Origin of the sequence: Chryseobacterium sp. MEBOG06, from assembly GCF_021869765.1 — a bacterium.
Taxonomy (GTDB): domain Bacteria; phylum Bacteroidota; class Bacteroidia; order Flavobacteriales; family Weeksellaceae; genus Chryseobacterium.
Genome location: NZ_CP084580.1, coordinates 4999991 through 5021020 on the forward strand (window position 1 = coordinate 4999991; position 21030 = coordinate 5021020).

A 21030-nucleotide genomic window follows, 5' to 3' on the forward strand; every position below is an offset into this window, starting at 1 on the left:
GATCAAATTGAAATAAAGTCATATTTCTTATCTCAATTTGTTTAAATTTACAAAAAATTTACAACATGTTTAAGTTGAAACTTCCTACCGATCCAAGGTGGGCAAATATTGCAGAAGGAAACATTCAGGAAATTTTAACTGATCATGCCTGGTGCGAGCAAAAAGCGGCTACCAATGCAATCAGTCTTATTATTATGCTTTCAGAATATCCGGATATTGTTACCGAACTTCTTGCGATTGCTCAGGAAGAACTGGATCATTTTAACCAGGTGCATGAGATTATAAAGAAAAGAGGCTACACTTTTGGGAAAGCCCGAAAAGACGATTACGTCAATGAGCTTGCTAAATTTGTAGTACAGGGTACCCGCGAAAAACTAATCGTTGACAAATTACTTTTTGCCGCTATGATTGAAGCAAGAAGCTGTGAGAGATTTAAAGTTCTTACAGAAAACATCAAAGATGAAGAGCTTAAAGTTTTCTACAGAGAGCTTATGATTTCAGAGGCCAATCATTACACTACTTTCATTGGTCTTGCAAGACAGCTTGGAGAGCCGGAAGCAGTGAATAAGAGATGGGAAGAATGGCTGGAATATGAAGCCAGCATCATTAAATCCTACGGAAACAAAGAAACCATTCACGGTTAAAATATAAACTTTAAAGAATATACATTGAAGAAGCCGAGCTTTGAAAATATCGCCAATTTTTTCCTTAAAAACTTTTTTCAGGGATTGGTCATTATTGGGCCTATCGGGCTTACCATTTTTGTGATCTGGTATATTGTAAGTGCTATTGATAATCTTATCCCTTCGCTTGCACAACAGATTCCTGGGTTTGTTTTTGTTTCAATTATATTATTTACAGCTATTCTGGGATTTCTTGGAAATAAATTTGTGGTGGGCCGATTCTTTTTCGATACCATGGATAGTTTACTGGAAAAAACTCCCGGAGTAAAACATATCTACACTCCTACCAAAGACGTTATGTCTTCCTTTGTAGGTGACAAGAAAAAATTCAACGATCCTGTATGGGTAAAAACCAATGAAAATCCGGAAATCTGGAGAATTGGCTTTTTAACTCAAAAAGAAATGTCGGACGTTGACAAACATAATTACGTTGCGGTATACCTTCCCCATTCTTATGCAATATCGGGTTGGGTAATTGTTACTGAAGAAAAAAACATCAAACCTGTAGTGGGAATGACAGCTGCTTCTGCTATGAAATTTGCAGTAAGTGGTGGTGTGGCAGGATTTCATTCTGACGAAAACATATTTAAGGCACCGGAGTAATCCCATACTCTTTCCTGAAGATACTTTGATGAATTTGAAAAATTATTTTCAAACTAATTTTCTTTACAAAAAACAATTTAAAACATATTCTAACTCATGAAATTACCGTACGCGGAACCTTTCCGCATCAAAATGGTGGAAGAAATCTACCAATCAACAAGAGAAGAAAGAGAACAGTGGCTTAAAGATGCTAATTATAACCTCTTCAATTTAAAATCCTCACAGGTATATATCGACCTGCTTACAGATTCCGGAACCGGAGCGATGTCTGACAGACAATGGGGTGCTTTGATGACAGGAGACGAAAGCTACGCAGGATCCCGTTCTTTCGAACAATTACAGAAAACGGTAGAAAGAATTACCGGCTTCAAATATTTATTACCAACTCACCAGGGAAGAGCCGCTGAAAATGTTCTTTTTTCGGTATTGGTAAAAGAAGGTGACGTAGTTCCCGGTAACTCTCACTTTGATACTACAAAAGGGCATATTGAATTCAGAAAAGCTCATGCAATTGACTGTACAATAGATGAAGCTTTTGATATTAATGACCTTCACCCTTTCAAAGGAAATATCAACCTTGAAAAACTGGAAGAAATTTACAAAAGCCACCCTAAAGAAAGCATTCCTTTCTGCCTGATTACAATTACCTGTAATTCTTCCGGAGGCCAGCCCGTTTCTTTGGAAAATATGAAAGCAGTAAAAGCTCTTTCAGACCAATACGGAATCCCTGTATTCTTTGATTCTGCAAGGTTTGCAGAAAATGCTTACTTTATCAAAAAAAGAGAAGCAGGACAAGAGAACAGAAGCATTAAAGAGATCTGTAAAGAAATTTTTTCATACGGAGATGGGATGACTATGAGTTCCAAAAAAGATGGCCTGGTAAACATCGGTGGATTTATTGCTTTAAATAATGAAGAAGTTTTCAGAAAAGCTTCCAATTTCACTATTATCTACGAAGGATTCATTACTTACGGAGGAATGGCAGGAAGAGATATGGCGGCATTAGCTGTAGGTCTTGATGAAGCGACTGAGTTTGCTTACCTGGAAAGCAGAATCTCTCAGGTTGAATACCTTGGAAACAAGCTGATCGAATATGGAATTCCGGTTCAAAAACCTATCGGAGGACACGCTGTTTTCATTGACTCTTTAAATTTCCTTCCAAATGTTTCCCGTGAAGAGTATCCGGCTCAGACGTTAGGACTTGAAATTTATAAAGAAGCAGGTATCAGAACCGTAGAAATCGGAACTTTACTGGCTGACAGAGACCCTGAGACAAGAAAAAACCGTTACCCAAAGCTTGAGTTAGTGCGTCTGGCCATCCCTAGGAGAACGTATACGAATAACCATATGGATTATATTGCAGCAGCCATCAAGAACGTTTATGAAAGACGTGAAGAGGTATCAAAAGGCTATAAAATAACATGGGAACCTGAAATATTAAGACATTTTACAGTTCAGCTTGAAAAAGCCTAAGCATAAAACCGGAAGCTTTTTCCGGTTTTTTTATTTTTACGCTCACCCTATTCTAGTGATCAGATATAAATGTGCAACTGCTTATAGTGAGGTATATTAACTTCGATCTAGAATTAAACTCCACCCATTTTACAAAAAACAGGCTCCCTATACTAAATACGAATTATTATGCAGTATGCTGATGATGCAAAATCAAACTAATTTATTTTTTTAAAAGTGACTGTTTTTAATTTAATTTTGCAACGATCCAATGAAAGAGATCTTAAAAAAATTTAAACACCAACCTGAAAATCCATTATTCCGAAAATGAACAAAATTGCTGTCGTGGGCGCTGGTATTTCCGGCTTAAGCATGGCGAATTACTTAGAAAAAAATCAGATTGATTACCACATTTATGAAAGAAGGAAAAAAGATGACCTCGCAGCAGGTCATGGCTTTCTTATTCCTCAGGAAGGAATGGAGTATCTTTCTCAGATTATTGACTGCTCACAGCTCTTGGAACATGGAAGTTTTCTGAAAAAATATATACAATACTCCCATACAGGAAAAATGCTGGCAGAAAAGGAGCTTGAAAATGTATTTGCCATCTCCAGACATTCGCTGATTAATCTCCTGGCTCAGAATATTTCTCCTGAGAAAATATCTTATGAAGAATGTATAACCCCCTGCAAGACTGAAAAAGGAAGATTTAAAAGCTCTGACGGGATTTATATTGATACTGATATTGCCATTATTTCAGATGGTTCGAAAAGCCGTATCAGAAGGGATCTCTTTAAAGATGAAAAAATGAGACAGGTACGAGAGAGTGAAGCTGTAAATATTATTCACAATAAAGAAATTGCTGATTCCATTGAAAATGATTTTATAAAATTTCACCATGAAGAAGGCGGCCTTACTTTTGGAATTCTGAAGCTTTCTCATGACACTATTCTTTGGTACTCGCAGTTTGACAATGAAAAGTACAAAATCAATGAATACTCATCTGAAGATTTAAAAAAATATATGCTTGATATTTTTGCAGAATGGCATCCTTTGGTTTCATCCATTATACAGAAATCAAACTATGAGAGTGTACATTTATGGTGTGTTTATGAGCTGGAAAAACTGAATCCTTTTTATAAGGATAATGTTGTTTTTATAGGAGATTCTGCGCACCCTCTTATACCATTTACCAGCCAGGGAGTAACCTCAGCTTTAAAGGACTCTTCTATTCTGACTAAATATTTAGTTGAAGAAGATAATACCACAACAGCCTTCCGTAAATATGAAGCTGAGAGAAAACCGGAAATAGAGGTGCACATTCATAATGGCAGAGCGCTATTGAGTCAGTTTCTGCTCTCTCTTGATCAACAATCATCAAATATTTTACCCATATCTTATAAATAAAAAATGTTTACCAACAACGATATTAACTTTGAAGCATTAAAAAGAAAAGCCTATAATGGAAGATGGGCTACTCTGGAGGATGGAATAATTCCCTTAACGGCTGCTGATCCGGACTTCAGGACAGCCCCGGAAATAGAACAGGGAATCATTGATTATATTAAAGACGGCTATCTTAGCTATGGCCCTTTTTCAGGGCTTCCCGAATTTAAAAAAAGTGTTGCCGAACATTTTAATCAGGAAAAGTACGGCACTTTCTCTCCTGAAAATGTACTTGCTGTCAACAGCGCAGCGCAGGGCATGTTTCTGATTGCTTCTTATGTACTGAACCCGGGAGATGAAGCTATTATTCTTGATCCTGTGGATTTTCTATTTAAAAAATCTGTAGAAACAGCCGGAGGAAAAGTAGTCTTATGCCCCGTTGATACTACAAGCGGAGCTATTGATTTTGAAAAAATGGTTTCCTTAATCAATCCAAAAACAAAGCTTATCAGCATATGCAATCCTCATAATCCACTGGGAAAGGTATATTCTAAAGAGACATTAAAAAAAGTCTCCGAGATAGCCTCTGCTCATAATCTGTGGGTAATGAGTGATGAGATCTGGAGTGATATTATTTATGACAATAAAGAATTCCACACGTATTCATCCGTTTCTGAAGAAGCAAAGAAAAAAAGCTTTACAGTATATGGGTTTTCCAAGTCGTTTGGGGTTGCAGGACTAAGAATAGGAGCTGTTTTGTGTAATGACCAGGAAATTCTGGAAGACTTTACAGAGAAATCCAATTTTAATTCTACTATAGAAGGAGTATCTACGCTGTCACAAATTGCAGGAAGCGTAGCATTGGAAAAAGCTAAGCCCTGGTATCGGGAATTTCTGAATCATTTACAAAATAACCGGGATCTGGCTTTTAAACTGCTGAACGGTGCCGAAATTCTTCAGCCCAGCCTTCCGGAAGCTACCTTTGTTATGTTTCCGAAAATTAAAAACGGAATGTCCAGTGATCAATTTGCGCAACACGTTTTACACCATGGAAAAGTAGCCATTGTGCCCGGCTCGGAAAGATGGTTTGGAAAAGGATCTGAAGGACATGTAAGAATTTGTTTTTCCACTTCGCAGGAAATCTTAGAAGAAGGAATAAATAGAATTATTTCAAGCTTTTAATATTAAAATTTTTCATTGAATTTCATAAAAATGTTATTATTTTTCAATAACACTCAATAAGCTTCTTTAATAATTAATACATTATCAACAAATATTGAAATACTGTATTGATTTAAAAATAAATATTGATAAATTTGAGTAAATCACCACTCAAATTTATCAATATGAAGATAAAATACATCAGCATCATTTTTTTTGGAGCTTCTACCCTATCGTATGCCCAGCAGGTAAGAGATACCCTCAATGAGTCAAAGATAGACGAAGTCGCCATCACCGGAAGCCGGAATAAAAAAAGAACGGTTATCAACACCCCCGTTCCTATTGATATCATTGACATCAAACAGGTAAGCCAGGCCACAGGTCAGGTAGAGGTCAACCAGCTACTACAGTTTGCCGCCCCTTCTTTCAATTCTAACAAACAATCGGGCTCAGATGGTGCCGATGCCGTAGATCCTGCTACCTTAAGAGGGCTTGGTCCTGACCAGACTCTTCTCCTACTCAACGGAAAAAGATATCACCAGTCTTCACTGATCAATCTTTTCGGAACAAAAGGAAGAGGAAACACAGGATATGACATGAATACTATTCCTATTGGTGCTATAAAAAGAGTGGAAGTTCTCCGTGACGGGGCTGCCGCGCAATATGGCTCTGATGCTATAGCCGGAGTGATCAATGTTATTCTTAATGATCGTGATAAAGGCTTTGAAGGAAACGCATTCTATGGTATGAACCTTTTTAAAAGCCCGGGGAACAATGATGTTGTATCTGATCATAAGATTGATGGAGGCACCTTTGACTTCAGTGGAAATCTGGGAACGAAAATAGGATCGAAAGGAGGCTTTGGTAACTTTACCGCAGAGTTTATTAATAAAGAATATGCCATCAGAAATGCAAATCCGGCTATCTACAATGATCCTTCTCCAGCGCCAAGACAACGCTTCGGAGATGCAAAAGCCCAGAATATCTATTTTTTCGGAAATATTGAAATTCCTCTATCTGAAGGGTTAAAGTTCTATTCCCGCCAGGGGTTTTCTCACAGAAATACAAAAGCCTATGCGTGGACAAGGACTCCGGATGCGGACGGCAACATTCCTGAGATCTATCCTAATGGTTTTAATCCGATTGAAAATACCAATATCACGGATTTCACTTTTGATAACGGTCTGAAATTCAACGTTGCCAATTGGGAAGTAGATGCTTATAATGCATTCGGAGATAATAGGTTTATTTATAATATTAACAGTACCGTTAATGCAACTTTAGGAGTAAACTCTCCTACCAGTTTCGACGCAGGTGGGCATTCATTACTGCAGAATACAACAGGATTCAATGCAACCAGGATGTTCAAAGTACTGGAAGGGCTTAACGTTGCTTTCGGATCAGAATTCCGTTATGAGAAATTCAATATTATTAAAGGAGAAGAGGCTTCTTACGCAATGTATGACGTTAACGGGAATATTGTAACAACTCATACTCCTCAAAATTTACTGGTAACCAACCCTTTAAGTGGAGAGGTAAGACCGGGAGGTTCTCAGGGATTTCCGGGATATTCTACAGACATTGGCAAAAGCAGAAATAATTTTGCTGCTTATGTAGACACGGAGCTTGATATTACCAAAAACTGGATGATCAGTGCCGCCGGAAGATTTGAAAATTATAATGATTTCGGAAGCACTCTGAATGGTAAATTTGCAACGCGCTATGCCATTACCCCGCAATTTGCTTTCCGAGGATCTTTTTCCACAGGCTTTAGGGCTCCGTCTTTGGCTCAGAAATATTACAGTCAGCAGTTTACGAATTTTCAGGGTGGAAAACTGGTTACTATTCAGCTGGCATCCAATGATAGTGATCTGGCTAGCAGAGTGGGTATTTCCCAATTGAAACAGGAAACATCATTGAACGGAAGTGCAGGCTTTACTTATAATACCGGAAAGTTCACGGCAACTATTGATGGTTATTATATCAATGTCAAAAACAGAATTGTTCTTACCGGCAACTTCTCCAGAGATGATCTTCCCGCTTCAGTGCAGGCAGATTATCCATATATTGACCAGGCACAATTTTTCTCTAATGCTATAGATACCCGTACTAAAGGTATTGACCTTATTTTAAGCTATAATGAAAACATAGGTCCCGGCAAACTGACGGCCACTTTAGCAGGGAACTATAATGATATGGAGATCACCCGTGTGAATACTTCAGATCAGCTGAAGGGGAAAGAAGATATCTATTTAAGTCCGAGAGAAAGAGCGTTTATTCTTGCTTCTGCTCCCAAAACAAAAATCAATCTTAATCTCAACTATAAAATCAGCAAGTTCAATGTCAATCTGCAATTGGTAAGATTTGATAAGGTAACTTTAATAGGCTATGATGACTTTGAACAGATTTACAATCCAAAGGTAACTACTGATCTTTCTTTCGGATATGAGTTTTCAAAAAGCCTAAATCTTACCTTGGGAAGTAAGAACTTGCTTAACAGATATCCAACATTACAAACCACTCAGGTAACTACCGGAAATACAGAAGGAGGAGGAATCTTTGATCCTGTACAAATGGGTTTCTCAGGAAGACAAATTTTTGCAAGACTGAATTTTAAGTTTTAATTGACAATCTATATTTTTCTTACAAAAAAATGGGCTGCCTCAAAAATAGTGACAGCCCATCTTATATCCTAAGCTAAAAAGAAATTAAATATCTACTAATATTTTCTTCTTATTCTATTTCTTTGAAATCTTGTACAACTTACCACTATCCGTTACCGCATACAGATTTCCATCCATTCCATTTAATACATCCCGAAAACGTTCCTTTTGATCTTCTAAAAGCCGCTCTTCCCCCACTACTTTATTATTTTTCATGACGATCCGGTTAATATGTTCACCACTTAGGCATCCGATAAAAAGGTTTCCTTTCCATTCATCTATATTTCCGGTATAGAAAGTAATTCCACTTGGAGAAATTACCGGATCCCAGTAATAGACCGGCTGTTCTGTACCTTCTTTTTGGGTAATCCCCTTCCCCACTTTATCTCCCGAATATTCAATACCGTATGTAACGTCTCCCCATCCATAGTTTTTTCCAGGCTGAATCAGGTTGATTTCATCACCTCCTCTAGGGCCCATCTCCACATCCCATAGATTTCCATTTGGGTCTATTGCCAGACCTTGCGGATTCCGGACTCCATAGGCATAAATTTCCGGTTTATAACCTTCTTTTCCAATGAACGGATTTCCGGGTGACGGCTTTCCGTCTTTTGTAATTTTGATTATTTTCCCTAAATAATTATCTGTTTTCTGTGCATATACTCTCGTTACTTTATCTGACCTTTCTCCTGTACTTACAAATAAATTTCCATCTTTATCAAAAGCCAGACGGCTTCCATAATGCTTATCACCGTCATAAGAAGGTTCTGCACGAAAAATCACCTTGATCACTGAAATCGTTTTAAAATCTGAAGACAATTTTCCTTTTGCCACAGAAGTTAGATTTCCTTTCCCAAATGGTTCCGAAAAACTGAAATAAATAATCGAATTGGATTTAAAATCTGGATCAAGAGCTACATCCAGCATTCCACCCTGACCTTTTGAATCTACTTTAGGAAAACCTTCAATTTTTGACATCTGTTTTCCGTCTGCGGAGACAACGTTCATATAACCTCTTTTATCTGTAATAAGAAATCTTCCGTCCGGTAAATTTATGATTCCCCAAGGCTTTCCCAGTTCTTGGTTTATGATCTCCACATTGTATAAAGTATTTGTTTTTACTGCCTTTATTCTTGTCTGCCCCGGGAAAGCGGGTTTGTATTCAGAATTAGGCTTTTCCGTTTCCACACTGCCATCTTTTCCTGTTTTCTGAGCCTTTACATCGTTCTTACTGCAGGAAGACAAAATAAAAAACATACTTAGAAATACAACATAAAATTGATTGGTTTTCATAATATTACAATTAGGTGATTGAATAAAGAATGGAAAAATAATGCCATAAAAATTTATGTAATTAAATTTTTATTCTACATCTGTAGAACAAATTACAATCTTGTAGAATGAAAGAGATTAAACTTACTGCTTCAGAAAAAATTCTAATGGAAATCCTTTGGGAGAAAAAAAGATTTTCATGAAGGATATCTTAAAAGCCTACCCGGAGCCCAAGCCTGCTGCCACCACAATTGCAACCCTCTTAAAAAGAATGCAGAATAAGGAGCTGGCAGGCTATACACTGTATGGAAATTCCCGTGAATACTATCCAAAAATAGAAAAAGGGAAATATTTCAAGGAAGAAATGACTTTCATGATAGATCGTTTTTTTAACAGCTCTGTAACTCAGTTTGCTTCATTTTTTACCTCCAATGCCAAGCTAAGCCAGAAACAGTTGAAATAACTCCGGGATATTATCGATGAGCAGATAAAAGAATAGTCATGAACACAGATAGGAAAAAAATAGACCTCTCTAATATAGATCAGTTAAAAGGTTCGATAGCCTCAACGGCATACATTCACATTGATGAAACAGGAAAGGCAACTCGTATCGCTACTTCCGGTAACAATGAAAATTTTAATAAGGAATTCCTTAAAACGATTACTGACATTAGCAATAAAACATCTTGGAAGCCTGCCACAAAAGATGGCAAAACGATAGCATCTGTATTGAAAATTCCAGCTACAATGACTTTTGAACGTAAATAAAAACAGAAGTGCTGAATTCATAATGCATTTTCAACAATGATATTCGTGCATCCATGATTAAAAAACAGGGATGCACGAATTTTATTTATCCTCACTGATTTCTTAGTGTTTATAAATAACAATATACTATCATAAAAATTTGGCGAAAATTTTAATAACAAAATATTCATCTTCAAAACATTATCCTGCCTAAAAATTTCTTTCGTATTTTTGTTGTATACATTCTTTTCTATGGATTTTAAGCTTCAATCAGAATATAAACCTACCGGAGATCAGCCTCAGGCTATTGACAAACTTACCGCAGGAATAGAGATCGGTGAGAAATATCAGACACTTCTTGGGGTAACCGGTTCCGGAAAAACATTTACTGTTGCGAATGTTGTAAAAAATGTTCAGCGTCCCACCTTAGTTTTGGCACATAATAAAACTCTGGCAGCACAGCTTTTCATGGAATTCAAAGAATTTTTTCCTGAAAATGCTGTAGAATACTTTGTAAGTTATTATGACTACTATCAACCGGAAGCTTATATTGCTACTACCGGAACCTATATTGAAAAAGACCTGAGTATCAATGAAGAAGTTGAAAAATTACGTCTTTCTGCAACAGCAAGTCTTCTTTCAGGAAGAAGAGATGTCTTAATTGTAGCTTCCGTATCCTGTATTTACGGTATCGGAAATCCTACAGAGTTTCATAAATCATTAATTTCCATAGCAATTGGGGAAAAACTGACTAGAACGGCACTTCTTCATTCATTAGTTAATGCACTGTATGCCAGAACACTTAATGAGTTTCAAAGAGGTACATTCCGTGTAAAAGGAGATGTTATTGATGTTTTTCCAGCTTACGCTGATAATGCTATCAGAATACAATTTTTCGGAGATGAAATTGAAAAGATCCAAAGCTTTGATCCTGTTACAGGAAATGTAGAGGAAAATTTTGATCAAATACAGATTTACCCTGCCAATCTTTTTGTAACCTCAAAAGAAACTTTAAATGGAGCAATTAAGGATATCCAGGATGATATGGTAAAACAGGTAGATTTTTTTAGCTCTATCGGAAAACCTCTGGAAGCAAAAAGGCTTCAGGAAAGAACAGAACTGGACCTTGAAATGATCAAAGAACTGGGGTATTGCTCCGGAATTGAGAACTATTCAAGGTATCTGGATGGCAGACTTCCCGGAACAAGACCTTTCTGCCTGCTTGATTATTTCCCTAAAGACTTTTTAATGGTTATTGACGAAAGCCACGTAACCGTTCCACAGGTTCATGCCATGTATGGTGGTGACCGAAGCAGAAAAGAAGCCCTAGTGGAATATGGATTCAGACTTCCGGCAGCTATGGATAACAGACCTTTAAAGTTTGAGGAATTTGAAGCCATTCAGAACCAGGTTATTTATGTTTCTGCAACCCCTGCAGATTATGAACTGGAAAAAACCGGAGGAGCGTATATTGAGCAAATTATCCGACCTACAGGACTACTCGATCCAATTATCGAAGTAAGACCTTCATTGAATCAAATTGACGATTTAATGGAAGAAATTCGGAAAAGATCAGACGTTGATGAAAGGGTATTGGTAACAACATTGACGAAGAAAATGGCCGAAGAGCTTACCAAATACTTTACAAAATTTGGAATCAGAACACGATACATTCACTCTGACGTGGAGACTCTTGAAAGAATTCAGATTATGCAGGATCTGCGTTTAGGGCTTTTTGATGTACTGATCGGAGTTAACTTACTAAGAGAAGGTCTTGACTTACCGGAGGTTTCACTGGTTGCCATTCTGGATGCAGATAAAGAAGGAATGCTGAGAAGCCGCAGATCAATGATTCAGACCGTAGGCCGTGCCGCGAGAAATATCAATGGAAAAGCCATCATGTATGCGGATAAGATCACCAAATCAATGCAGGCTACATTGGATGAAACAGAATACCGCCGTGCAAAACAGATCCAGTATAATGAGGAACATGGACAGAAACCACAGGCTTTAAATAAAAAGATTTCTGAAAACCTTGTCGGAAGAAGTAAAGATTTCCCTGATCAGAAATATACCCAGAAAGAAATCATGCAAAAAGTTGCTGAGACAAAAGCCAGCTATACCGGTGAAGATATAGATAAAATAGTTGACCAAAAGCAGAAAGAAATGGAATCCGCAGCTAAAAATCTTGACTTTATAAAAGCAGCTAAGCTAAGAGATGAAATTGCAGCTTTGAAAGCTAATTAATTGATACATAAATTTTGGCGGCATCTTCGATGCCGCCAAAATTTTATATTAAGTTATATTTTGATTCTACCTCCCATTTCTCACAGCTGCCCTTATTGGTACCAGAAGATCCATCAGACCATTCAATTTGATCTCATATACCGTTGAAAGCTGCATCCCTAATTTTCCTTTGGGCATTCCGGTACGGTTAAACCATTCCAGATAACTTATCGGCAGGTCTGCCAGAACTGTACCTTCATATTTTCCGAAAGGCATTTTAACAATACATATTTCTTTTAATATTTCCGAATTTACCCCTTCCACGTTTTTATATAATTAAATTAATTTTTATCTAAGATCATTTTCAATCCACATTGGGTAATTCAAGATCAGGAGGTGCATTATCGTCCGAAAATTCATTTCTATAGACCTGAATCAGCAGCAATGTAAGAGAAATCAGGATAGGGCCAAAAATAAGCCCCATAAAGCCAAAAAGGTTCATTCCCATGATAATTCCAAACACGGTATTCAGTGGGTGTATATTTTCAAGCTTTTTTAAAAGCGTAAAACGAAGCAGATTATCAGTAAGCCCTACCACTACAACACAGTAAATAGCAAGCCCAATCCCCTGACCTGTGTTTCCTTCTGCAATCATAAAGATACATACCGGAACGTAGACTATTGCCGTTCCCACTACAGGAATTACCGATGCTGCAGCCGTAAGCGCAAAAAGCAAGACCGCCCCCGGTGCCCCGAATATAAGATATCCAATAAGTGCGACTATACCCTGGCCTACTGCCACTACCGGAATTCCAATAGCATTGGCCATAATAAGTTTTCTCATTTTATCTCCGATCAAAGAGACATTGGATCTTTTCAATGGCGCAGAAGAGGTCAAAATCTTTTCAAACAGTTTTGGTTTTTCCAGCATGAAATAAAGAATAAAATACATGGACATCACCACTGTAAGGGTATTGAATGTTCCACTGACCGCTGAAGTTGAAAATTTTCCAATGAAATCCTTCAGCTTATTCATATTTTCCTTACTCAGTATGTCAAATCCCGTCTTCTTATCAATATAATCGTGTATTTTATCCAGAAAAACATTGAACTTATCCATATAGGCCTGTGCATTTCCCAGTTTATCAATGATAAGATCAGCAATAAAGTAGATTGGTAAAATAAGGACAATGAGACTTGCAAACATCAATGCAAATGCGGCAAGTGACGGCTTCCATTTTCTCTCTTCCTGCAAATAAAAATTATATTTTCTACAGACAACATAAATAGTGATCGCTCCTAAAACGGAAGGAATGAACAAGGAAAGATTAAAACAAATCAAGCCTGCCAATATTAAAATAATAGCCAGCAAAGAAATTTGCTTTATAGCAGTACTGCTTATCTGTTTCTCCTTATCCATACTCTTTTTTTACTGTTTGTTATATGTAATTTGCCTTGGTTTTCCTAAGAATGCACAATAAGTAGAGTACATCACGATCATAATAAACGGTGCAGTCAGAATAAGCCCTATTCCGCAAAGAACAATTCCTGCGATAGAAATAAGCATTCCTAAAATAGCCGTTAATAAGAACGTTCCATAATTCTCTTTTGCAATATTGAAAGATTTTGCCAAAGCATCAGTAGCAGAAGCATTTTCAAACAAAAGAACAGGATATCCTATTAAAAGTAAAGGATAAACAAAGAAAAGAGGGAAAAAGCACAGTGCTGCTGCCACTGCAGAAATTAACCCTGAAAGGAAACTGTATAATAAAATATTAACAAAATTCTGACGATATCCAATAAAAAGGTCGGAAAACTCAATCGGAACTTTGGTATTATATTTATTCACCATATAGATCAGGCCAACATACAAAGGGGACAGCACCAGCCCAAAAAGACCAGAAGCAGTCATATACAATGGAACTCCCGGCATACTCCAGTAGTTAAATTGCCCTCCTGAAGTTCTCATTTCTTCTACCATAGAAGCAGAATCTATTCCGAAGATAAGTTGAATGACATATCCGCCCAACATATAGATAATCATGGCAACCACTCCGTAGCCAAAAACCCCTTTATACATTTCGAAAGCATGAGAAATAATTGATCCGGTTTCCCTGTTCGGGACAGAACCCTGCTGATCAAATTCGTTAAATTCAGACATAGTTTTAATATTTTATGATTTTACCAAAATTAACTTTTTTTGGCAACAAAACATATTAAAACTGATTGAAATTTAGCTTTTTTCTGAAAAAACACTTTTATATAGTGAATAAATCATCGCATTCCAGAATGGAAATGTAAAAAGACCTCCTACCAAAAATAGAGTGAATCCCAAATATTTAAACAGAAAAGCAACAATTGTACACACCAATATTTCTACATAATACATTTTGAGTGCCTTAAAGTTCAATGAGATGGCTTCAAAAATTCTTTTATCAGTAAAAAACATTAGTGGTGCTACAAATAGGGTTACTGCCACCCAAATTATAGCAAGCACTACTGTAGGAACTGTAAATCTGTAGATAAAAAACCAGAAAATATAATACCCAATGTATTTAAAGAAATTAAGACCATTATATCCCACAAGCAGATCGCCCAGTTCCAGCTTTTCATTAAGATCAATTTTTCTGTAAATCTGATAAAATCCCAGATTAAGAGGATATAAGAAAATAGTAGTCCCGATTATTGCCAGAGAAAACATCTGAAAATTTTCAGTTGCGGCAAGTTTTGTAAGCTCTGATGCATATATCTCCGCCCCATCTTTTGCATACTTGGTAGTTTCTATATACTGGTTTATAATATCGTACTTTAAATCAGCAACGAAAATGACTGTTAGAAAAATTCCAAAATAAAGGATTGAAAATATTAACTGAAAAATCAGTGTTTTATTCCAATAAAAAAAAGCCTGCTTCAATATAAAATCTATTCCCGGTTTCTGAGGATATTTGCTCTGCATCATAAAAAATTTATGCAAAAGTAAACATCAATAATTATTTTTGCAGAATGTTTTCAGTGAATCATCAAAAATTTATGGAAATGGACGAACTTTCACTTCAGAAGGTTCCCTATTTCTTTGTTATCGACTTTCTTTGTGAGAATGTTGAAATCTATAGAGAGAATGAAATAGTAAAATCAAGTTTACTTGTTGATTTTCAGCAATTTTCAACCACAAAAAAACAGCATGAATTAGATAAAAAAGTAGAATGGAAATTTTTTCCGGAAACGCTGGAAAGCTTTAAAACCGGGTTTGATAAAGTTCAGAAAAATATTCGACTGGGAAATTCTTATTTAGTAAATTATACCAGAAAAACTGAAATTAAGACTAATTTAAGCCTGAAGGAAATTTTTTATCACTCAAATGCGAAATACAAACTGTATTATAAAGATTTTTTTGTATTTTTTTCTCCGGAAACTTTTGTAAAAATTATTGACGGCAAAATTCTGACATATCCCATGAAAGGCACTATTGATGCTTCTCTTGAAAATGCAGCAGAAACACTGAAGAATGATAAAAAAGAAAAAGCAGAGCATTACACCGTAGTGGATTTACTGCGAAATGATCTGAGTAGGGTAGCCGATGAAGTAAAGGTTGATAAATTTCAGCATATTGATTTCATCAAAACCCGGCAAAAGGATCTGTATGCAATGAGCTCGGAGATCTCAGGAACAGTAAAATCTGAATTTGATGGAAAGTTGGGAAGTATTATGCAAAAACTGCTTCCTGCAGGCTCTATTTTAGGCGCCCCAAAGTCCAAGACGCTGGAAATAATTTTAGATGCTGAAGGATATGAAAGAGGATACTATACAGGAGTTTGCGGCTGGTTTGATGGTGAAAATCTCGACAGCTGTGTAATGATACGCTATATTGAAAAAGAAGGAAATCAACTTTATTTCAAAAGCGGAGGCGGTATAACGCACATGAGTAAACTAGAAGACGAATATCAGGAAATGAAAAATAAAATTTATGTCCCAATTCATTGAAAGCATTAAAGTAGAAGATCAGGAAATTTTTCTATTAGACCTACATCAAAAACGAGTGAATCAAACATTTTCCCATTTTGGAAAAGAAGATTCCATTGATCTGGGTAAAATATACAAAAACCTACAGCATGATGAAGACGGACTTTTCAAATTAAGAATCGCTTACGATCTGGATAAAAAAATCCGCACGCAGATGATCCCCTATGCCATTCCTGAAATCCAGGATTTTCAGCTGGTAGAAAATAACAGCTTCGATTACTCTTTTAAGTTTGAAGACCGGAAGGAACTTGATAAAATGAAGATGAAATCAAAATCAGAAGAGATCATCATTGTCAAAAACAATCATATCACAGATACCTCTTTTTCAAACATTTTATTTTTAAAAGGCAGAGAATGGTTTACTCCAACCACTTATCTTTTGAATGGGGTACAGAGACAGCATCTTTTAAAGCAAAAGAAAATAAAGGAAGCAGAGATCACTTTACAGAATATAAAGCAGTTTACCCACTTCCAAATCATTAATGCTTTAAATGATTTCGATGATATGTTTATTTATCCTATTGACAGAATAGTCAATCTACCCGGAAATGAAGAATATCTTGACCTTTAGCTTTCTTTCATGAAGTTAAAGTAAGCCTTCTGAATATCCGCACTGTTTTTTCCAGACGTATTTACTTCCAGAATTTTTGGTTGTGGACCCGGTTTGAAAAAATTCTCCAGTACCCTGTCTAATGTCACTTCGTCTTCTACCTTAATGTAGGAGAATCCGAAATGCTTAGCCAGATGTTCAGCATTTTTACGGTGTTTTGTAGCGATAAATTCATCCAGGGTGTTCGGATTGGCATTTCCTGGTCCCGGAATAATCTTAAAGATATTTCCTTCCCCGTTATTGAAGATCATAATCCTTACAAAGGGAGGGATATATTGATTCCAAAGGCCATTGATGTCATAAAAGAAACTCAAATCTCCTGTAATTAACAAAGTAGGATTGGCATTTTTAATAGCAAAGCCCATAGCAGTGGACGTTGAACCGTCAATTCCACTCGTTCCTCTGTTACAGTACATTTTTCTTTTACCAAAATCAAACAGCTGCGCATATCTGATTGCTGAAGAGTTGGTAAAATGAATATTATAGTTCTCGGGAATTGTCTGTGATGCCTTATTGAAAAAATAAAAATCCGAGAATTCAACACTATTTAAAAACAGTTCATGTTTCGCATCTTTTTTATCCCTTAGCACATCCCAAAGGTTGTAATAAGGTCTTGGTTCAAGATTGATAAATTTCAATAGTTTGGAAAAGAAAACTTCAGGCTTAACTTCAATTTTTTCGGTTAAAGAAAAATAAGTATCAGGCTGCCAAACTTCATCCAAATGCCAGTGCTGCTTAGGTTTTGCACTTCTCAAAAACTGCTTTACCTTTTTTGAAACTACATTCTGGCCCACTGTAATTAATAAATCAGGAGCATACGTCTTAAAATCCTCTTCAGTGAAATTAAAAATATAACGATCTATATGTCTGAAAAACTTTTCATGGTACAAATTGGAGTTAGCTTCACTTAATACCACCACTGAATGGTTTTTCACGAGCTGAGTCAATTGGTTTTCCAATTCAGGACTATAATCTCTTGTCCCTACCAAAAGTAATATTCTCTGAGAAGTATTCCATTCTGCAACCAGATTTGAGGGAATTTCGTACTCTTTATGTTTAATTGTCTTTTCTACGGTTGGAAAAGCCGGAAGTTCGGAAACCAACTCGTATAAAGGTTCCTCTAAAGGAATATTAATATGTACCGGGCCCTGTTTTTCAAAGCAGAGTTCAATCGCTTTTTTAATGGTATCAAAATTAATATCTTCTGCATTCTCCTGGCTGTCTTCCAAAAGCTGGAAATCACCATATGAATGCTGATGAAAAACATCTTTCTGCCTAATAGTCTGTCCATCAAAAATATCAACAAAATCAGTAGGCCTGTCAGCCGTCAGTACCAACAATGGAATATTCTGATAAAATGCTTCTGTAACCGCCGGGTAATAGTTAACCACAGCCGATCCGCTTGTACAGGTAATTGCAACAGGTTTTTTCACGCTTTTTGCCATTCCCATTGCTACAAAAGCAGCACTTCTTTCATCTACAATACTGTAACAGTTAAAACTATCCACTTCCGAAAAGTGAATCGCCAAAGGAGCATTCCTTGAACCGGGAGAAATCACGATGTCTGCAATTCCGTACTGCTGAAGAAGATGTGCAAGTATTTGGATACTTTTCTTAGAAGAATATTTTTTCATACAGCAAATTTAACTTATAAATAATGATTTTAAAATCATTTAATTTAAAAAAAATGTAATTTTGCTGTTCGTAAATTTCTAAAAATGGATAAAATACCTAGTGTAGACCTGCGTGATTTCCTTTCGGACAACCCGGAACGCAAACAGAAATTTGTAAATGAAATCGGAAAAGCTTATGAAGAAATTGGTTTTGTTGCCTTAAAGGGCCACTTTCTTGATGACAACCTAGTAGATGAATTGTATGGAGAGGTAAAAAACTTTTTTGAACAACCAGTGGAAACTAAAAAGAAGTATGAGATTCCAGGAATTGGTGGCCAGAGAGGTTATGTAGGATTCGGTAAAGAAACGGCAAAAGGTTTCAAAAAAGGAGACTTAAAAGAGTTTTGGCACTTCGGACAATATGTGTCTGATGATTCAAAGTACAAAACTGAGTATCCGGACAATGTAATCGTTGACGAGCTTCCAAAATTCAACGAGGTAGGTAAAGAAGCATTCCAAATGCTTGAGAAAACCGGCCAGTATGTGCTAAGAGCTTTAGCCATTCACCTTGGTTTAGATGAGTTTTATTTTGACGACAAAATCGCAGAAGGAAATTCTATCTTAAGACCTATTCACTATCCGCCAATCACTGAAGAACCGGATGATGCGGTAAGAGCAGCAGCGCACGGAGACATTAACCTTATTACGCTTCTAATGGGAGCACAGGGTAAAGGTCTTCAGGTACAGAATCACAATGGAGAATGGATTGATGCTATTGCAGAACCAGATGAATTGATGATCAATGTTGGAGATATGCTTTCAAGACATACCAACAACAAATTGAAATCTACGATTCACAGAGTGGTAAACCCACCAAGAGAAATGTGGACAACTTCAAGATATTCAATTCCTTTCTTTATGCATCCTGTCAGTGCAATGTCTTTAAATGCGCTTGAAAACTGTGTAGATGAAAACAATCCAAAATTGTATGAAGATACAACTGCAGGAGAATTTTTACATGAAAGACTGATCGAGCTAGGCTTGATTAAGAAATAATACTGGAATAGTCAATAATTGATCTGGTTTGAATGTTATCTTCTGATAGCAGCAAGATTAATTATTGACTATTTTTTATTCTATCCTGTTATACAATAAAATTCCGGACAAGGAGTAGATTGTGTAAAAGTCCCCCAAGGGCAGATACAGGTATATACATCTCCACCACCAGGGTTTCCTCCCCCTCCTCCGGGATTTCCATCGTAAGGCACGCATTTTCCACCAGAACATATATTCCCTACAGAGCAGCCACCTTCTTCAGGTCCACCTCCTTCAATACAATTAGCAGGAAAGTTAACTCCGGCAATAATTCCTTTCCTACCTTCTCTGGAAAGTTTCTTAAAGTTTTTCATAGTTTTTGATTTTTAGTATTTTTTATATTATGAGCCATTTAGGATAGCTCTGTACTAAAATTAATATTTATTTTGTTATGACTCAAATAATTAAAATAAAACTTACAACTCTGCCAGCGTGTAATTAATATTCCAGTTATTTTTTACTATTTAACATAAAATCTTTTGTTTAATTAAAAATATTTTAAGTAATTTTACTTTACTATCAAAATTTTAATTAAAACAATATGAAAAATTTAAAAAAACTAAGAAAAGGCCAGTTAAAAAACATTTCTGGAGGAGCTACACTTCCTGAACCAGAGTTCTGTATGTATTATTGTAATGGTACAGTTGTATGCGCTGGTTGTAGCGATGATTTCAAATGCCCGGACACTAACAGTGATATGTAAACATTGAACATCAAAATGTAACAAAAAACCGTTTCCTTTGGAACGGTTTTCTTTTTTAATAAAATCCAATCTCTGAATATATCCTTAATATCGTAGGTCTTAAACAGCATCACTATACAATCAAACGCAAGCTCTATTTTCGCTTAACAGTAGGTTTTTGCTACAATGATAAGTAATCTTTATAATAAGCCAAATATTAGCCTAAATTCGGCTTTATAGGTTACCTATAAAAAGTCATCTTAATTATGTCATAAGACCAGTAGAAAAATGGATGATAATTCGTAGGAATCTACAATGAATAATGGAGAGTTGAGAGTGAAAAATTGAGAGTTGAAAATGGAGAATGGAAAGTTGAAAGTTGAGAATAAATATAAATGTGTTGTTCTCATAAGGAAGGAGTTATAAGAAAGAGTATCCTTATTCAATAGAAGCGGGCTTTAGCCCGGTTGATATAGATTATGATTAGATTAGACTAGATTAGACTAGATCAGATCATATAGATAAAAAAAATCCTTTATCGTTATGATAAAGGATTTTTAAAAATAAAATAAAAACTGGCGGCGACCTACTCTCCCGCTTTCGCAGTACCATCGGAGCTGGTGGGCTTAACTTCTGTGTTCGGAATGGGAACAGGTGAGCCCCACCGCTAAAACCACCCTAAAGAAGGTATATAAGGTTGCAGGTTAGAGGTAAAAGGCTGCAGGCTTATCCTGCTTCCTAATAGCCAACATCTGCTACCTGGTTTATCGATAAAAACTTTCACAAAGAGGTAACCTTGCTGCACTTCCGTGCGCCA

Annotated in this window: 19 protein-coding genes, 1 rRNA gene and 1 pseudogene; 13 read left to right on the top strand and 8 right to left on the bottom strand. The window is 36.4% G+C overall.

The features are described 5' to 3' along the window. Nucleotides 1-65: 65 nt before the first annotated feature. From LF887_RS22795 to LF887_RS22820, 6 genes are all read left to right on the top strand, one after another. Nucleotides 66-644: a tRNA-(ms[2]io[6]A)-hydroxylase gene (locus tag LF887_RS22795; RefSeq protein WP_236856537.1), complete on the top strand. Its 579-nt coding sequence runs from the start codon at nucleotides 66-68 to the stop codon at nucleotides 642-644. A gap of 24 nt (nucleotides 645-668) precedes the next feature. Then, entirely contained in the window at nucleotides 669-1286 is a 618-nt protein-coding gene (locus LF887_RS22800; RefSeq protein WP_236856538.1) for a DUF502 domain-containing protein, read from the top strand. A 96-nt stretch (nucleotides 1287-1382) separates the two neighbouring features. Then, nucleotides 1383-2759 carry a tryptophanase gene (locus tag LF887_RS22805; protein ID WP_236856539.1) on the top strand — a complete coding sequence of 459 codons (1377 nt, stop codon included), beginning with the start codon at nucleotides 1383-1385 and terminating at the stop codon, nucleotides 2757-2759. Between the two features lie 306 nt (nucleotides 2760-3065). Further along, entirely contained in the window at nucleotides 3066-4145 is a 1080-nt protein-coding gene (locus tag LF887_RS22810; protein ID WP_236856540.1) for an FAD-dependent monooxygenase, read from the top strand. A 3-nt stretch (nucleotides 4146-4148) separates the two neighbouring features. Further along, complete coding sequence (locus LF887_RS22815) at nucleotides 4149-5306, top strand: pyridoxal phosphate-dependent aminotransferase (protein WP_236856541.1); 1158 nt, start codon at nucleotides 4149-4151, stop codon at nucleotides 5304-5306. A gap of 164 nt (nucleotides 5307-5470) precedes the next feature. Next, complete coding sequence (locus tag LF887_RS22820) at nucleotides 5471-7909, top strand: TonB-dependent receptor plug domain-containing protein (protein WP_236856542.1); 2439 nt, start codon at nucleotides 5471-5473, stop codon at nucleotides 7907-7909. Between the two features lie 114 nt (nucleotides 7910-8023). Here LF887_RS22820 and LF887_RS22825 read toward each other — a convergent pair whose 3' ends face one another. After that, on the bottom strand, nucleotides 8024-9241 hold the full coding sequence (locus LF887_RS22825; protein ID WP_236856543.1) for a PQQ-dependent sugar dehydrogenase: 1218 nt from the start codon (nucleotides 9239-9241) through the stop codon (nucleotides 8024-8026). 107 nt (nucleotides 9242-9348) lie between these two features. Between LF887_RS22825 and LF887_RS22830 the strand changes: the two are divergent. The 3 genes and pseudogenes from LF887_RS22830 to uvrB all read left to right on the top strand — a co-directional run bounded on the left by LF887_RS22830 (nucleotide 9349) and on the right by uvrB (nucleotide 12214). After that, nucleotides 9349-9683, top strand: a pseudogene (locus LF887_RS22830) (BlaI/MecI/CopY family transcriptional regulator). Between the two features lie 38 nt (nucleotides 9684-9721). Next, nucleotides 9722-9988, top strand: a complete 267-nt coding sequence (locus LF887_RS22835; RefSeq protein ID WP_236856544.1) for a hypothetical protein — start codon at nucleotides 9722-9724, stop codon at nucleotides 9986-9988. 231 nt (nucleotides 9989-10219) lie between these two features. Continuing rightward, nucleotides 10220-12214, top strand: coding sequence for an excinuclease ABC subunit UvrB (gene uvrB, locus LF887_RS22840; RefSeq protein WP_236856545.1), 1995 nt, complete (start codon nucleotides 10220-10222; stop codon nucleotides 12212-12214). A 66-nt stretch (nucleotides 12215-12280) separates the two neighbouring features. Here the strand turns inward: uvrB and LF887_RS22845 are convergent, their stop codons facing one another. The 4 genes from LF887_RS22845 to LF887_RS22860 form a co-directional block, all read right to left on the bottom strand. Then, on the bottom strand, nucleotides 12281-12517 hold the full coding sequence (locus tag LF887_RS22845; protein WP_262912496.1) for a DUF3820 family protein: 237 nt from the start codon (nucleotides 12515-12517) through the stop codon (nucleotides 12281-12283). Nucleotides 12518-12557: 40 nt separating this feature from the next. After that, complete coding sequence (locus tag LF887_RS22850; protein ID WP_236856546.1) at nucleotides 12558-13613, bottom strand: AI-2E family transporter; 1056 nt, start codon at nucleotides 13611-13613, stop codon at nucleotides 12558-12560. Between the two features lie 9 nt (nucleotides 13614-13622). After that, nucleotides 13623-14354: a beta-carotene 15,15'-monooxygenase gene (locus LF887_RS22855; protein WP_236856547.1), complete on the bottom strand. Its 732-nt coding sequence runs from the start codon at nucleotides 14352-14354 to the stop codon at nucleotides 13623-13625. A 72-nt stretch (nucleotides 14355-14426) separates the two neighbouring features. Further along, nucleotides 14427-15152, bottom strand: a complete 726-nt coding sequence (locus tag LF887_RS22860; RefSeq protein ID WP_236856548.1) for a hypothetical protein — start codon at nucleotides 15150-15152, stop codon at nucleotides 14427-14429. 44 nt (nucleotides 15153-15196) lie between these two features. Here LF887_RS22860 and LF887_RS22865 point away from each other — a divergent pair, with 44 nt between their 5' ends. After that, nucleotides 15197-16174 (top strand): aminodeoxychorismate synthase component I, encoded by a 978-nt coding sequence (locus LF887_RS22865; protein WP_236856549.1) that lies wholly within the window; start codon nucleotides 15197-15199, stop codon nucleotides 16172-16174. Then, nucleotides 16158-16784 (top strand): aminotransferase class IV, encoded by a 627-nt coding sequence (locus tag LF887_RS22870; RefSeq protein WP_236856550.1) that lies wholly within the window; start codon nucleotides 16158-16160, stop codon nucleotides 16782-16784. Before LF887_RS22865 ends, LF887_RS22870 begins: the two co-directional genes overlap by 17 nt. On the opposite strand, the gene menD is transcribed toward LF887_RS22870, so the two are convergent. After that, nucleotides 16781-18457 carry a 2-succinyl-5-enolpyruvyl-6-hydroxy-3-cyclohexene-1-carboxylic-acid synthase gene (menD, locus tag LF887_RS22875; RefSeq protein WP_236856551.1) on the bottom strand — a complete coding sequence of 559 codons (1677 nt, stop codon included), beginning with the start codon at nucleotides 18455-18457 and terminating at the stop codon, nucleotides 16781-16783. The two genes, LF887_RS22870 and menD, sit on opposite strands and share 4 nt — an antisense overlap. Nucleotides 18458-18541: 84 nt before the next feature. Here menD and LF887_RS22880 point away from each other — a divergent pair, with 84 nt between their 5' ends. Beyond that, nucleotides 18542-19492 (top strand): isopenicillin N synthase family dioxygenase, encoded by a 951-nt coding sequence (locus LF887_RS22880; protein WP_236856552.1) that lies wholly within the window; start codon nucleotides 18542-18544, stop codon nucleotides 19490-19492. Between the two features lie 80 nt (nucleotides 19493-19572). Here LF887_RS22880 and LF887_RS22885 read toward each other — a convergent pair whose 3' ends face one another. Beyond that, on the bottom strand, nucleotides 19573-19845 hold the full coding sequence (locus LF887_RS22885; RefSeq protein WP_236856553.1) for a hypothetical protein: 273 nt from the start codon (nucleotides 19843-19845) through the stop codon (nucleotides 19573-19575). A gap of 227 nt (nucleotides 19846-20072) precedes the next feature. On the opposite strand from LF887_RS22885, the gene LF887_RS24495 reads away from it, so the two are divergent. Then, entirely contained in the window at nucleotides 20073-20234 is a 162-nt protein-coding gene (locus LF887_RS24495; RefSeq protein ID WP_410680559.1) for a bacteriocin-like protein, read from the top strand. A gap of 552 nt (nucleotides 20235-20786) precedes the next feature. Here the strand turns inward: LF887_RS24495 and rrf are convergent. Further along, nucleotides 20787-20894: ribosomal RNA gene (gene rrf, locus LF887_RS22890) — 5S ribosomal RNA — on the bottom strand. Nucleotides 20895-21030: the final 136 nt, after the last annotated feature.

What these genes read in the sequence shown, in the direction of transcription:
- LF887_RS22885 (WP_236856553.1), bottom strand. Translation starts at nt 19,845, where the DNA reads ATGAAAAACTTTAAGAAACTTTCCAGAGAAGGTAGGAAAGGAATTATT.
- LF887_RS24495 (WP_410680559.1), top strand. Translation starts at nt 20,073, where the DNA reads ATGAAAAATTTAAAAAAACTAAGAAAAGGCCAGTTAAAAAACATTTCT.
- menD (WP_236856551.1), bottom strand. Translation starts at nt 18,457, where the DNA reads ATGAAAAAATATTCTTCTAAGAAAAGTATCCAAATACTTGCACATCTT.
- LF887_RS22835 (WP_236856544.1), top strand. Translation starts at nt 9,722, where the DNA reads ATGAACACAGATAGGAAAAAAATAGACCTCTCTAATATAGATCAGTTA.
- LF887_RS22795 (WP_236856537.1), top strand. Translation starts at nt 66, where the DNA reads ATGTTTAAGTTGAAACTTCCTACCGATCCAAGGTGGGCAAATATTGCA.
- LF887_RS22880 (WP_236856552.1), top strand. Translation starts at nt 18,542, where the DNA reads ATGGATAAAATACCTAGTGTAGACCTGCGTGATTTCCTTTCGGACAAC.
- LF887_RS22860 (WP_236856548.1), bottom strand. Translation starts at nt 15,152, where the DNA reads ATGATGCAGAGCAAATATCCTCAGAAACCGGGAATAGATTTTATATTG.
- LF887_RS22825 (WP_236856543.1), bottom strand. Translation starts at nt 9,241, where the DNA reads ATGAAAACCAATCAATTTTATGTTGTATTTCTAAGTATGTTTTTTATT.
- LF887_RS22805 (WP_236856539.1), top strand. Translation starts at nt 1,383, where the DNA reads ATGAAATTACCGTACGCGGAACCTTTCCGCATCAAAATGGTGGAAGAA.
- LF887_RS22865 (WP_236856549.1), top strand. Translation starts at nt 15,197, where the DNA reads ATGTTTTCAGTGAATCATCAAAAATTTATGGAAATGGACGAACTTTCA.
- uvrB (WP_236856545.1), top strand. Translation starts at nt 10,220, where the DNA reads ATGGATTTTAAGCTTCAATCAGAATATAAACCTACCGGAGATCAGCCT.
- LF887_RS22810 (WP_236856540.1), top strand. Translation starts at nt 3,066, where the DNA reads ATGAACAAAATTGCTGTCGTGGGCGCTGGTATTTCCGGCTTAAGCATG.
- LF887_RS22855 (WP_236856547.1), bottom strand. Translation starts at nt 14,354, where the DNA reads ATGTCTGAATTTAACGAATTTGATCAGCAGGGTTCTGTCCCGAACAGG.
- LF887_RS22820 (WP_236856542.1), top strand. Translation starts at nt 5,471, where the DNA reads ATGAAGATAAAATACATCAGCATCATTTTTTTTGGAGCTTCTACCCTA.
- LF887_RS22815 (WP_236856541.1), top strand. Translation starts at nt 4,149, where the DNA reads ATGTTTACCAACAACGATATTAACTTTGAAGCATTAAAAAGAAAAGCC.
- LF887_RS22870 (WP_236856550.1), top strand. Translation starts at nt 16,158, where the DNA reads ATGTCCCAATTCATTGAAAGCATTAAAGTAGAAGATCAGGAAATTTTT.
- LF887_RS22850 (WP_236856546.1), bottom strand. Translation starts at nt 13,613, where the DNA reads ATGGATAAGGAGAAACAGATAAGCAGTACTGCTATAAAGCAAATTTCT.